General features: G+C 38.6%; 13 protein-coding genes. All 13 read left to right on the top strand.

From position 1 onward, the window contains the following. Positions 1-24 precede the first annotated feature (24 nt). The 13 genes from JT739_RS06845 to JT739_RS06785 all read left to right on the top strand — a co-directional run bounded on the left by JT739_RS06845 (position 25) and on the right by JT739_RS06785 (position 13,168). Positions 25-906: a carbohydrate ABC transporter permease gene (locus JT739_RS06845; protein WP_237660359.1), complete on the top strand. Its 882-nt coding sequence runs from the start codon at positions 25-27 to the stop codon at positions 904-906. A gap of 1 nt (position 907) precedes the next feature. Continuing rightward, positions 908-1,741 carry a carbohydrate ABC transporter permease gene (locus JT739_RS06840; protein ID WP_237660358.1) on the top strand — a complete coding sequence of 278 codons (834 nt, stop codon included), beginning with the start codon at positions 908-910 and terminating at the stop codon, positions 1,739-1,741. A gap of 29 nt (positions 1,742-1,770) precedes the next feature. After that, positions 1,771-2,589 (top strand): transketolase, encoded by an 819-nt coding sequence (locus tag JT739_RS06835; protein ID WP_237660375.1) that lies wholly within the window; start codon positions 1,771-1,773, stop codon positions 2,587-2,589. Further along, the gene (locus JT739_RS06830; RefSeq protein WP_237660357.1) at positions 2,586-3,530 is read left to right on the top strand and encodes a transketolase family protein; all 945 of its coding nucleotides are present in this window, start codon (positions 2,586-2,588) and stop codon (positions 3,528-3,530) included. The genes JT739_RS06835 and JT739_RS06830 overlap by 4 nt, the downstream gene beginning before the upstream one ends. A 118-nt stretch (positions 3,531-3,648) precedes the next feature. Further along, entirely contained in the window at positions 3,649-4,686 is a 1,038-nt protein-coding gene (locus JT739_RS06825) for a glycosyltransferase family 4 protein (RefSeq protein WP_237660356.1), read from the top strand. Between the two features lie 13 nt (positions 4,687-4,699). Beyond that, positions 4,700-5,851: a non-hydrolyzing UDP-N-acetylglucosamine 2-epimerase gene (gene wecB / locus JT739_RS06820; RefSeq protein WP_255688490.1), complete on the top strand. Its 1,152-nt coding sequence runs from the start codon at positions 4,700-4,702 to the stop codon at positions 5,849-5,851. 227 nt (positions 5,852-6,078) lie between these two features. Then, positions 6,079-7,269 (top strand): uracil-xanthine permease family protein, encoded by a 1,191-nt coding sequence (locus JT739_RS06815; RefSeq protein ID WP_370642595.1) that lies wholly within the window; start codon positions 6,079-6,081, stop codon positions 7,267-7,269. A gap of 169 nt (positions 7,270-7,438) precedes the next feature. Continuing rightward, positions 7,439-8,149, top strand: a complete 711-nt coding sequence (gene sigI / locus JT739_RS06810; protein ID WP_237660354.1) for an RNA polymerase sigma factor SigI — start codon at positions 7,439-7,441, stop codon at positions 8,147-8,149. Between the two features lie 5 nt (positions 8,150-8,154). Then, a complete protein-coding gene (locus JT739_RS06805; RefSeq protein ID WP_237660353.1) occupies positions 8,155-9,381 on the top strand; it encodes an anti-sigma factor domain-containing protein in 1,227 nt (408 codons plus the stop codon). Positions 9,382-9,771: 390 nt separating this feature from the next. Continuing rightward, positions 9,772-10,095 (top strand): hypothetical protein, encoded by a 324-nt coding sequence (locus tag JT739_RS06800; RefSeq protein ID WP_237660352.1) that lies wholly within the window; start codon positions 9,772-9,774, stop codon positions 10,093-10,095. Then, the gene (locus JT739_RS06795; protein ID WP_237660351.1) at positions 10,082-12,034 is read left to right on the top strand and encodes a V-type ATP synthase subunit I; all 1,953 of its coding nucleotides are present in this window, start codon (positions 10,082-10,084) and stop codon (positions 12,032-12,034) included. The genes JT739_RS06800 and JT739_RS06795 overlap by 14 nt, the downstream gene beginning before the upstream one ends. Before the next feature lie 37 nt (positions 12,035-12,071). Then, positions 12,072-12,551 carry a V-type ATP synthase subunit K gene (locus tag JT739_RS06790; protein WP_237660350.1) on the top strand — a complete coding sequence of 160 codons (480 nt, stop codon included), beginning with the start codon at positions 12,072-12,074 and terminating at the stop codon, positions 12,549-12,551. A gap of 14 nt (positions 12,552-12,565) precedes the next feature. Continuing rightward, complete coding sequence (locus JT739_RS06785; RefSeq protein ID WP_237660349.1) at positions 12,566-13,168, top strand: V-type ATP synthase subunit E; 603 nt, start codon at positions 12,566-12,568, stop codon at positions 13,166-13,168. Positions 13,169-13,171: the final 3 nt, after the last annotated feature.

Below are 13,171 nucleotides of genomic sequence, written 5' to 3'. Positions count from 1 at the left end.
ACTGTGTTCTTAAGGGGTGTATATATGCAAAAACACTGGTCTAAATTAATCCCGTATATACTAGTGGCGCCAGCATTTATCTTAATGCTTCTTGTAGTGGGTTATCCAATATTAAATTCAATTTATATGAGTTTTTTAGACTATACCTTATTTAAGCCTAAAGATATAAAATTTGTAGGATTGGCAAATTACCTAAAAGTATTGAGCGATCCTATATTTCGAGAGTCTTTGTTAAATACTGTCTTATGGGTTGTATTCGGTGTATTTTTTCAGTTTCTCTTTGGGTTAATTCTTGCACTGCTTTTAAACAGGAAATTTAAAGGCAGAGGAATAGTAAGATCAGTCATCTTGATTCCATGGGTCACTCCAGGTGTATTGATAGGTCTTATGTGGAGATGGATGTATGATGGCAACTATGGAGTCATAAATGACATTCTTTCAAAGCTGCACATCATAGATAATTTTATTCCATGGCTTTCCAGTTCCGATACTTCTATGGCATCTGTTATTATCACCATTATTTGGCAAGGGATACCGTTTTTTGCAATAATGCTTTTGGCTGGCCTCCAAGCAATACCTCAGGAATTATATGAATCCGCTTATGTGGATGGAGCCGGGAGCTGGCATACTTTCTGGCATATTACCCTTCCCATGCTCAAACCTACGATCCTCATTTCAACACTCCTTAGGATTATATGGGTGGCAAATTCAGTTGATGTAATATATATAATGACAGGTGGAGGTCCTGGATACAGCACTCACACTTTAAGCGTTTATACTTACATCAAAGCTCAAAAGGCTTTAGATTTCGGCTATTCAGCCACATTAGCCATATATCTCACAGTGATGTTAGCTTCAGTAGCTTTTGTATACTTTAAAAATTTAAATTTGAAGGAGGTAAGGTGAAGTGAAGAAAAATAAATTTATCAATGATTTGCTATTTTTTTATATTCCATTGATTCTACTTATAGCCTTTGCCATTTTTCCCTACCTCTGGACCTTTCTCACTTCAATAAAACCTGAAAGGGAACTTTACACATCGGTTTTAAGGTATTTACCCGCAGAGCCGACTCTGGAAAACTATGTAACCCTTTTTAGTAAGAGCAACTTCTTTAAAAACATGTGGAACAGTTTATTAGTAGCTGGAGTTACCTCGATTATTAGTCTTTTTGTATCAGTTTTGGCAGCGTATGCCTTTGCTAGATTTAATTTTAAGGGCAAAACATTCTTTCTGGGTTCTTTTCTGCTCATTAACATGTTTCCGCCAGTATTGCTTTTGACTCCGCTGTTTACCATAATGCGAAAATTGGGACTGCTGTATACTCCATTTTCTCTGATGATAGCTTACTCTACATTTACTATACCTTTTTCAGTTTGGCTATTAACCGGATATATACGAGATCTGCCAGTGTCACTAGAGGAAGCGGCCATGGTAGATGGGTGCAGCAGGCTAGAGGCTTTTATCAGGATTACTCTGCCGCTGACTATACCCGGCATTGTGGCTACAGGGATATATATTTTTATTACAGCCTGGAATGAATTTATTTTTGCATTGATGTTTACTAACGAAGCTACCAGGACTTTACCCGTAGCTTTGCAAACTTTTATTGGCCAGTTCGAGATTCAGTGGGGCCTGCTGACTGCCGGAGGAGTAGTGACAACTATTCCAGTAGTAGTGCTGTTTATGCTTATACAGAAAAAACTAGTTGAAGGTTTAACGGCTGGAGCCGTTAAAGGATAGTTTCTTACTTTCTAAAGGAGGATCATATGATGCAAGTGAATGAACTACAAAAGATTAGCGCCGAGGTTCGAAGTGATGTTATCAAAATGATCGGCAAAGCAGGATCAGGGCATCCAGGTGGTTCGCTGTCTATAGTCGATATATTGGTTACGCTGTACAATAAAGTTATGAAAGTAGACCCCAAAAATCCAAATTGGGAGGACAGAGACCGATTGGTACTGAGCAAAGGACACGGATGTCCTGCATTATATTCTATTTTAGCTCGAAAAGGCTTTTTTGATGTGGAGCAGCTCTGGAGCCTGAGAAAACTTGGATCTATGCTTCAGGGGCATCCTGATATGAGAAAAACGCCAGGAATAGATGTTTCAGTTGGCTCTCTGGGACAGGGCTTATCAGTTGCTGTGGGGTTAGCTCTAGGTGCCAAGTTGAAAAATAAGAAGTATCGGGTTTTCGCTATTATCGGAGACGGGGAAATGCAGGAAGGTCAGATATGGGAAGCTTTGATGTCATCAATTCACTATAAACTTGATAATCTCACAATCATACTTGATTACAATAAACTGCAGATTGACGGCCCCAATGAAGAGGTAATGAGCCTAGGCAACATTAGAGAGCGTATGCAGGCTTTTGGTTTTGATGTACATGAAATCGACGGGCATAACCATGAAGAGATATATAATGCATTGTCTGCTCCGGTTATTGCCCAAAAGCCCAGATTTATTATAGCTCATACTGTTAAAGGCAAGGGTGTTTCATTTATGGAAAACCAGGTGGGTTGGCATGGAAAAGCTCCCAATGCCCAAGAAATTGAAAAAGCTCTGGCAGATATAGGAGGTACAACAATATGACAAATATGAAATCACCACGGATCGCTTATGGAGAAGCCTTAGTTGAGCTTGGAGAAAAAAATGAACTCGTAGTGGCCTTGGATGCAGACTTAGCTCATGCAACACAAACAGCACTTTTCGGTGAGAGATTTAAAGATAGGTTTTTTAATCTTGGCATTGCGGAACAAAACATGATGGGAGTTGCTGCCGGTTTATCTTTATGCGGTTTTATACCTTTTGCAAGTACTTTTGCGATTTTTGGGGCAGGTAGAGCTTTTGAACAGATAAGGAACTCCATATGTTATCCTAAATTGAATGTAAAAATAGCTGTGACACACGGGGGTGTAACCGTCGGTGAAGATGGTGCAAGTCATCAGGCCATAGAAGATATTTCCTTAATGAGATCTTTGCCAAATATGACGGTAATCGTCCCATGTGATGCTATTGAGACGAAAAAAGCCGTATTTGCAGCGGCTGATATTGAAGGACCTGTATATATTAGAATAGCAAGGCCAGTTGCTCCAATAATAACTAAAGAAGAAGACAATTTTGAAATAGGGAAAGCTAAAGTCTTAAAAGAGGGTAAAGACGTATCTATTTTTGCCACAGGGCTAATGGTGGCTAAAGCTTTGGAAGCTGCTGTAACTCTAGGGGATAGGGGAATAGATGCAACAGTGATCAATATCCACACGATCAAGCCTTTAGACGAGGATCTTATATTAAAGGAAGTTGCGAAGACAAGTAAAGTTATTACCGTTGAAGAACATACGATCTTAGGTGGTCTGGGTTCTGCTGTGGCAGAAGTGCTTGTAGAAAAAGGAATGAAAGCACAAATGAAAAGGATTGGCATAAATGATACCTTTGGTCAGTCTGGGGATCCGGAGCAATTGCTGGAACACTATGGATTATCTGCGCAAAATATCGTAAAAGTTGCTGAGGAAATGGTTGAAAATCTTAAATAGAGATACTTATACATGATTGAAATCGTTCCTTTGCCGGCACTTAAAGGCAGAACGATTGACAAACATTCACATATGAAATACAATGGTTAAAGATAAACCATACAAAAGGAGCGATTTCATGCCACGTTACATATACGGTTTTCTGATTTCGATGGTTTTGGCATATATGATTACGCCGCAAGTAATGAAATTGGCTTGGAAAATAGGGGCCATCGACAAGCCTGGAGATGCTCGGCGTGTCCATAAAAAGCCCATGCCTAGGCTTGGAGGGCTTGCTATATACTTTGCCTTTGTAGTGGCAGGTTTGTTGATATTACCTATTAAGCAAGCATCTATACAGGGAATACTTCTAGGTGCTACCGTAATTGTAATTGTGGGCATTTTAGATGATGTATATAATTTACCAGCGAAGGTTAAACTATTAGGGCAAATTGCAGCAGCTGGTATTTTGATAATGTTTGACGTAAAAGTTCAGCTAATTACAAATCCATTTGGCGGAATGTTTATCCTGGGTAAATATGCCATTCCGGCTACCCTGTTTTGGATAGTGGGAATTACAAATACATTAAACTTCATTGACGGCCTTGACGGCTTGGCAGCCGGGATAGCAGCTATCGCTGCATTTACAATGATGCTTGTAAACCTTAGCTTGGAACAGATTGACGGAGTTTTGGTTATGGCAATTCTTGCAGGTGCAGCTATAGGCTTTTTGCCCTATAATTTTAATCCTGCTAAAATCTTCATGGGAGATACCGGTGCAATGTTTTTGGGCTTTGTCCTGGCAGCACAGGCTGTAGAAGGCGCTGTTAAAAGTGCAACTGCTATAGCCTTGATTGTTCCAATATTAGCTTTAGGGCTGCCTATTTTTGATACGGCATTTGCCATTTTGCGCAGATTTGTAAACGGTAAACCTATTATGCAGGCCGATAAAGGTCATGTTCACCATCGATTGATAGCTATAGGTTTATCTCAAAAACAGGCTGTGTTATTTATGTATGTAATAAGTATTTCTTTAGGCATATGTTCGCTTGTGCTAGCAATATTTGGCGTAAAACAGGCTATGATAGCCCTGGCTTTGGTGATTTTTATGCTATTGGTTAGCGTAAGGTATATAAATATAACTCTAGATGCTAAAAAATCAACCCATGGAATGTAAAGGGGAATAAGTCTTGGATAAAATAAAAATCTTATCGATTTTTGGAACTAGGCCTGAGGCCATAAAAATGGCGCCATTAGTTAAGGAGCTTAAGCGTAGAGATATTTTTCAATGCCAGGTGGCCATTACAGCTCAACACCGACAGATGCTGGATCAGGTGTTGAGCCTTTTTGGTATAAATGCAGATTATGATCTAAATATAATGACAGATAGGCAAACACTGTTTAGCATTACAACGAAATCCCTCTTAGGCTTGAGAGACGTTTTAGCTCATTCTAAGCCTGACATGGTTTTAGTCCATGGTGATACAACTACCACATTTGCAGGGGCACTAGCCGCTTTTTATAATGGAATCAAAGTAGGCCATGTAGAAGCAGGTCTTAGAACTTATAACAAATGGCTTCCATTTCCTGAAGAAATGAATCGAAAGCTTACCGGGGCTTTGGCAGATGTGCATTTTGCTCCTACACAGCAGGCTAAAGAAAATCTCCTACGAGAGGGTGTAGAGCCTAAAAACATTTTCATAACGGGGAATACAGTGATAGATGCTTTAAAGACTACGGTCAAGGAATATTATGTATTTTCAACTGAAATTTTAAATAAAATAGATTTTAAGAGCCAAAAAGTAGTTTTAGTGACAGCCCACAGAAGGGAAAATTTAGGCAAGCCTTTAGAAAATATCTGTCATGCAATTAGGAGATTGGCGGACAGTTTCTCGGATATCCTATTAGTATATCCTGTGCATCTTAATCCCGCCGTCAGAGACACTGTTTTTGACATTTTGAGTCATCATGAGCGCATAATGCTCCTTGAACCCTTAGATACCGATGAAATGCATAATCTAATGGCTAAGAGCTTTTTGATCTTAACCGACTCAGGAGGACTTCAGGAAGAAGCTCCGTCTTTAGGAAAGCCGGTGCTGGTTTTAAGAAATGAAACTGAGCGCCCGGAAGCTGTAAAGGCAGGTACAGTTAAGCTGATAGGCACAGACAGCGATACCATATTTAAAGAAGCTGCAAAACTGCTTGTAGATAAAGATGAATATGACCGAATGGCAAACGCCGTAAACCCATACGGTGACGGCAATGCTTCAATACGAATTGCAGATTTTTTGCTTTATTACTTTGGTAAAAAACAGGACAAGCCACAAGAATTTTGCATATAAGTTGCTTATTTATTTTTAGGTGCAGATGAGTGTTTAAGAAATATTTACCTTATCTACACCTAAAGTTTTATATAATACTTTTTTCGAAAAAAAACAGCTTGATTTTACATTTATTTTCCGCTAAAGTATAAAAGGTATGTACATATATTTTGCAACTTATATGAAAGGTGGCGATTCCTATTAACACGTCAAAGGTCCATGATGAAAACAAAACAGTTACAAAAGCCATACGGCCAGGGGACTATTTGCCTTTCGGTCAACTACTTATTCTTGGGCTTCAGCATGCATTTACAATGTTTGGTGCAACTGTGCTTGTGCCAATTATTACGGGTCTTAGTGTTAGTGTCGCGTTATTTACTGCAGGTCTTGGAACTCTCTGGTTTCATTTGGTCACAAACCGGAAAGTTCCTATATTTTTGGGTTCATCTTTTGCATTTATTGCTCCGGTAACACTTGTCGTTCAAGAAAAAGGAATTCCAGCAGCTCAGGGCGGTATTATCGTAGCTGGTTTACTTTACTGCCTAATGGCAGCTCTTATGTATTTCTTAGGTCCAAAATTTATGGAATCACTGCTGCCACCAATAGTTACTGGTCCTATTATTATGGTCATTGGCTTAAACCTGGCACCTACTGCCATACAAAGTGCCAGCGAAAATTGGCTCATAGCTATTGCCGTGCTTTTGGTTGTCGCATATGTTAACTTATATGTAAAAGGTTTTTTGAGAATGTTACCTGTCATTTCCGGAATTATTGTGGGATATATACTCTGTCTTTTTGCAAATATAGTGGATTTTACTCCCATCAGAGAAGCGGCATGGTTTGCCGTGCCGGACTTTTCATGGCCGGTATTCGACATGGCGGCTATAGGCTTAATAGCTCCGGTTGCTATCGCTTCTATGGTGGAGCACGTGGGTGATGTAATATCAGTTGGTGCCACGGTGGAACAAGACTTTGTCAAAGATCCGGGGCTTTCCAGAACACTCGTTGGCGACGGCATAGCTACTTCTTTAGCGGGTCTCTTGGGCGGTCCAGCCAATACAACATACTCGGAAAATACGGGAGTTTTGGCACTTACTCGGGTATGGAAACCCGAAGTTATGAGAGTTGCAGCCGGAGTTGCCATTTGCCTTTCCTTCGTGCAAAAGTTAGGTGCTGCCATAAGGACCATTCCCGCGCCCGTAATTGGAGGCATATCAATCGTTCTCTTTGGAATGATTGCCAGCGTTGGAGTGAGAACTGTCGTGGAAAATAAGATAGACTTTACCCAACCCCGCAACCTTTTCATCTCCAGCGTTATTCTGGTGGTAGGCATAGGCGGTGCTGTTATAAATTTTGGTGGGGGCTTACAAATTGGCGGTATGGGTTTGGCAGCTATCCTCGGTATAATATTAAATAAGGTATTGCCAAAAGAAAGTTGAGTTGCCTGTACCCTGATTAATTTTTTAAATTAAGAGGAACTTACGTGTCCTCTTTATTTTTTATCCATATGTTTCCACATATTTCCTAATAATTTCAAAGGAAATTATGGCATAATGTAGAATTGATAAAATGTCAGCTACCTCAAATCAAAGATAGCAGGGGAATAATATGGAAAAACATGAAAGCTTAAATCAGAGAATTATAAACATAAAACAAAATACTGAAGAAAAAAATCGTTTAATAGAAGAGTATAAGCCATTTATAGCTTCCACAGTAGAAAAACATCTGGGCAGATATGTAGAATATGGAATTGATGATGAACTTAGTATAGCGCTTATAGCCTTTAATGAAGCTATCGAAAAATATGACATACAAAAGGGCAGCTTCCTATCCTTTGCAAAAATTACAATAAAAAATAGGCTAATAGATTATTTTAGAAAGGAGCAAAAGCTTCGAGGCCAGATAGTCTGCGTGGAGCCGGATCAGCAAGAGGATGATGAAGAACTGGCAAATCTCTATGCTGCCGAATCCGTAAAAGAATATACAGAGGCGCAAAAAAGTGAGTTAAGGAGACTGGAACTTCAGGAGATCAAGAAGGAACTTGCCCAGTGGGGCATATCCTTTGCTGATGTGGCAAAAAGCTCACCAAAACATGAAAGCACCCGCCGCAGGTATTTAGCTGTTATAGATTTTATAATGAATAACCCTGATATGGCTGATATAATCAAAACTAAGAAGTATCTTCCAATACAAAAAATCGCTGAAGCCCTTAAAATACCCCGCAAGCAAATTGAAAGAGGCCGAAATTATATAGTAGCAGCAGTATTGATATTATCAGGTGACTATCAATTTATTAATGAATACATTAAGTGGAGGTGATAGCATTGAAGGCTATAATAGTGGATTTTGATGGAGATTATTTAATTGTCGCAAACAGCAGAGGCGACTTTAAAAGAATATACAACAATTACCCGGGTTGCCAGATCGGTGATGAAATAACAGTAAAAGAAAACATGGCCGTTCTTTTAAGATCAATGCTATCATCAAAAAAGGTTTTAACACTTGCAGCGTGTTTACTGTGTATGCTGATAACAAGTTATGGCATATATGGCTACATGAATCCTGTTACCTATGTGACCGTAGATATCAACCCTAGTGTTGAATTTTCCCTTAACAGATATGATGTAGTAAGAGGTGCTCGCGGCCTAAACGAAGAAGGTAAGATTATCATCGGCGATGGTCGGGAATACAAGAATATGAAATTTGATAAAGCATTAAATTTGGTGCTTTCTAAAGCTGTTGAAAGGGATTTTTTAAATAAAGATGCAAATACTGTAATGCTTACGGTATCTAATGTAAAAGATTCTATTTCATCTGACAAAAAAAAGCAATTAGAGGAAATTGCCAAAACCCAATTGAGCAATATAATTGAAAAAGAAGAGAAAGTCACTCCTACTGAGCAGCAAAAGCCTGATACCCTTGTCGAAAGCTCCAATACTAATGGAGCCAAAAATAATGTAAAGGATACAAATAAAAGTAAATTTAAAGTCATAGTTGAGGATACAACATATAAAAAGCACCAGGAAGCTAAGAAAAAAGAAGTGTCACAGGGTAAACTTTTATTATATGAAAAATTAAAGCAAGTTAAACCTGATGCGGCCCTAAGTCATGTCAAGGAAGCTTCTGTATCACAAATTCTTAGGGAAATCGAAAAGGTAAAACGAGAACTTAAAGACAAATCAGAAGCCAGGCCCAATGGCAACTCTAGTGATAAAAGAAAGCCGACAGATGAGGATAAAAAGCAGCAGTTGAAAAATATTAAACAGTTGGAAAACAGTATGAATAAACAGTTGAAGGATATACAAAAAGAAAATAAAGACGAATTAAAAGAAAAGATTAAAGAAACCAAAGAACAACTGAAAAATTATCGCAAAGAAATTAAAGATAATGTCAGCAGAGAAATCAAAAAAGAGTTAAAGGACAAAGAAGAGAATATAAATAAATCAGGTCAGCGTAAAAACAATCCCAGTGATAAGAAAAACGACAAAAGGCCAAGGGATTTCAAAAATGAGGCTAAAACAAAAAATAGAAACAAAAACAATAAAAATTAAATAAACATAGGGAGTAGGGAGTGTATCTCCCCATTATTTTTTTTCTGAAAATGCTTAAAGTAAAATTAGGTATTGCGAATGTGATACCTTTCACATATAATATAAACTAGATATATTGACAAACAAAAGACAAATTAAAATATAATTTGAATTATATTTATCAGTATTGTATAATCTATAGAAAAAAGATAAAAAATTTCCGCTATATTGTGGTTAATTGGAATAAATATGCACTACCTATAGTAGGTGGTAAGTGACGAGGCTTAATTGGGCAAGATTTTTTCAGTGGTAGCGCCTTTTTATTTATAGGCACTTTTAGGGAAAGGTATGGGGTTTTTACAAGTTAAAATCTTATATAATTTTTTCTATTTTCAAGGGAGGTGGTAGCTGTTGAAAGAGGCATTAGAAGATGTAAAAGCAGCTGAACAAGAAGCTAATAATATCTTAGCTGAAGCTGAAAAGGAAGCTAAAGCCATAATCGCAGAGGCTTCAAAAAGCGGAGAAGCTATGATTGAAGATGCTAAACTGCAAGGGAAAGAACAAAGCAAGAAACTAATCCAGCAGGCAGAAGCTGAAGCGGTAAAAACGGCTGAGTCCTTCAAGAAAGAGTGCCAAGAGCAAGTCGAGCACTTAAGGAAGATTTCCGCTGATAAGATGAACAAAGCGGTGGACATGATTTTAGAGAGGATTGTGAAGGTCCATGGCAATAGTTAACATGAAAAAAATGCACCTCCTGGGCCTAAAAAGAGAGAAAGAAAAAATCCTAAAAGCCTTGCAAAAAACGGGTATAGTTGAAGTAGTTGATTTGGTGGAAAATGATGTATCAGAAGATGCCGAAGAGCTAAGTGGTGAGGTGCAGGAAGTTAATCTAAACCAAGAACTTAATAAAGAATTGCTAGAGTTGGAAAATAAGCTAAATAATCTGAAATTTGGGATTGATTTTTTAAAACCATATGTCAAATCCACTAATCCTCTTATACACGGCAAACCGAACATTAAAAAAGATGAGCTGCTAGATATTCTCTCAAAAGAAAACGGTATTTTGGATAGCCTTCGGGCCATTTTTGAATTAGATAAGAAAATTTCGCAGCTTAAGGCAGAAGAATCAAAACTGTTAAATCAAATCGAAATGTTTTCGCCCTGGCGCTCCTTGGATATTCCTTTAGAACAATTGGGCGAAACCTCAAGGACTATTTTTACAGCGGCAGTAATGTCAAGAAAAGCCAGAGTGGAACTTGACAAAAAAATAGCCGAGGAGAGCCTTTTAGCACAAATTACTACCTTAAGTGAAAGCCAGGATGATGTGTATACGCTGGTCGTATATCACAAAGACCACAAAGAAAACATGGAAAGTTTATTTAAGGAGTATTCGGTAAACCTCCAAGATTTTGCAAATTTTGAGGGTACTCCTAAACAGCTAATCACCGCAGCTGAGACAAGACTTAAAAATATAGAAAATGACCGGGCAAATGTAAAAGAAGAGGCCAAAAGATTATCAGATAATATACGATATTTTGAGATTCTCTACGATTATTATACAGTTGAAAAGGACAGAAAAAGTGCCCTTTTGAAAGTGATGGATACTGATAAAACATTTTCGATGCTGGCTTGGCTTCCAGAGGAACACGAAGAATTGATAAAAAGCAAAATATTAAAAGTAACCGATACAGTCTATATGGAATTTAGCGCTCCATCAGATGAAGATGACATACCTGTGTTGCTTTCAAATGCCAAATTAGTCGAGCCTTTTGAAGTAATAACTGAATTATATAGTCTGCCTGATCCGAGGGGAATCGACCCAAATGTTTACATGGCTCCGTTTTTCTTCGTGTTTTTTGGAATGATGCTAAGTGACGCAGGCTACGGCATTATCATGAGCTTGCTGGCAGGATATGCGCTGTACAAGTTCAAACTGGTGGGCACTGCCAAAAAGTTTGCCGCTTTGGTTTTTCTCTGCGGCATATCAACGGTAATATGGGGAGCAATTTTTGGCGGGTGGTTTGGAGACTTGATTGCACTCAAGCCATTATGGATAAATCCCTTGAACAATCCCCTTTCAGTGCTCATATTGTCCTTTATTATGGGAATTGTACAGATATATGCAGGCATTATGCTAAGTGCATATAAAAACATCAGGGCAGGTCACGTAGCCGATGCAATAATGGATCAGGGATTGTGGCTGGTACTTTTGACAGGTCTTTTAATGTTTGCTATGCCACAGCTAATGCCGATAGGAAAGTACATGGCCATAATTGGTGCAGTTGGCCTGATATTGACCCAAGGAAGAGCCCAAACAAGCATAATTAAGAAATTCACATCTGGTGTATTGAGCTTGTATAATATAACCGGATATTTAAGCGATGTCCTGTCATATTCAAGACTGCTGGCACTGGGTCTTACTACGGGTGTTATAGCTACTGTTATAAACACTATGGCAAAAACAGTATCAGGCAGTTTCATAGGATATGTCGTAATGGTGCTGATTATTTTAGGCGGGCATGTATTCAATCTGGCCATAAACGTACTTGGTGCTTATGTTCACAGCAGTCGTCTGCAGTATATTGAGTTTTTTGGCAAGTTTTATGACAGCGGAGGAAGGGCTTTTGACCCGTTAAGAGTTAAAACAACTTATGTGGATTTAGAAGATATTTAAATAATAAAAAGTATAAAACTTTGGAGGAGGAGTATAAATGTCACTAACATTAGGACAAGTATTAGCTTTATTTGGTGCGGCATTAGCCGTAGGTCTACCTGGAATTGGATCTGCAAGGGGAGTAGGAATCGTCGGTGAGAGTGCCGCCGGATTAGTTACAGAAGATCCAGGCAAATTTGGTCAGGCATTGATTCTTCAGGCACTTCCTGGCACCCAGGGTATATACGGTTTCTTGGCAGGATTCCTTACCATCCAAAAAATTGGATTGCTAGGTGGTGGCTTGGTAAATTTGACAGCATATCAAGGTTGGCTCATCTTTGCTGCTTGTATGCCTATTACCATAGTTGGCTTTTTGTCAGCCATTTATCAGGGAAGAGTTGCTGCTGCCGGTATTGGCATTATATCTAAACGGCCTGAAGAAGTAGCTAAAGGTATCACCTTTGCCGCCATGGTAGAAACATACGCGGTACTTGCACTGCTTGCAACCATATTGATGCTGTTCGGCATCCAAATATAAGGGAGTGTTATACCATGGAGGGCATAGCGAAAATTAAAGAAAGGATTTTGAGTGAAGCCCAGGAACAAAAACAAAAGATTATTGAAGAGGCCAAGGCTGAAGCTCAGAATATAAAGAAACAATATGAGCATAAGGCGAAAGAGATACTAGATGGCATTTTGGATAAAGCGGCAAAATCTGCAGAAGAAAAGAAGCGCAGAATCCTTTCTATGGCTCAGCTTGAAAACAGGAAGGTACTATTACAAGCCAAACAGCAAATTATAGATGAAGTTTTTGAAAAAGCAAAAATTGCACTTAAAAAGATGCCCGATGAGGAATATCAGAAGTTGATTGCAAACATGCTCATAAACAGTGCTCTTGTCGGCAATGAAGAAGTAATCATCTCGGAACATGATAAAAACAGAATAACACCAGATTTTATTGAAAAAATCAACAGCACTTTACAAGGCATGGGCAAACAAGCAGGTCTCAAACTTTCTGAAACTTACGGGCAGATGATAGGTGGCTTTATACTAAAATCCCAAGACTTGGAGATAAACAGTACTTTTGATTCCCTTATAAATATGGGAAGGGAAGAACTGGAAACAGAAATTGCCAAAATACTTTTCGAGGAGTGATTA

This window comes from Tepidanaerobacter sp. GT38 (assembly GCF_021991635.1).
GTDB lineage: Bacteria > Bacillota > Thermosediminibacteria > Thermosediminibacterales > Tepidanaerobacteraceae > DTU063.
This window is presented reverse-complemented; position numbering and strand designations above follow the sequence as displayed.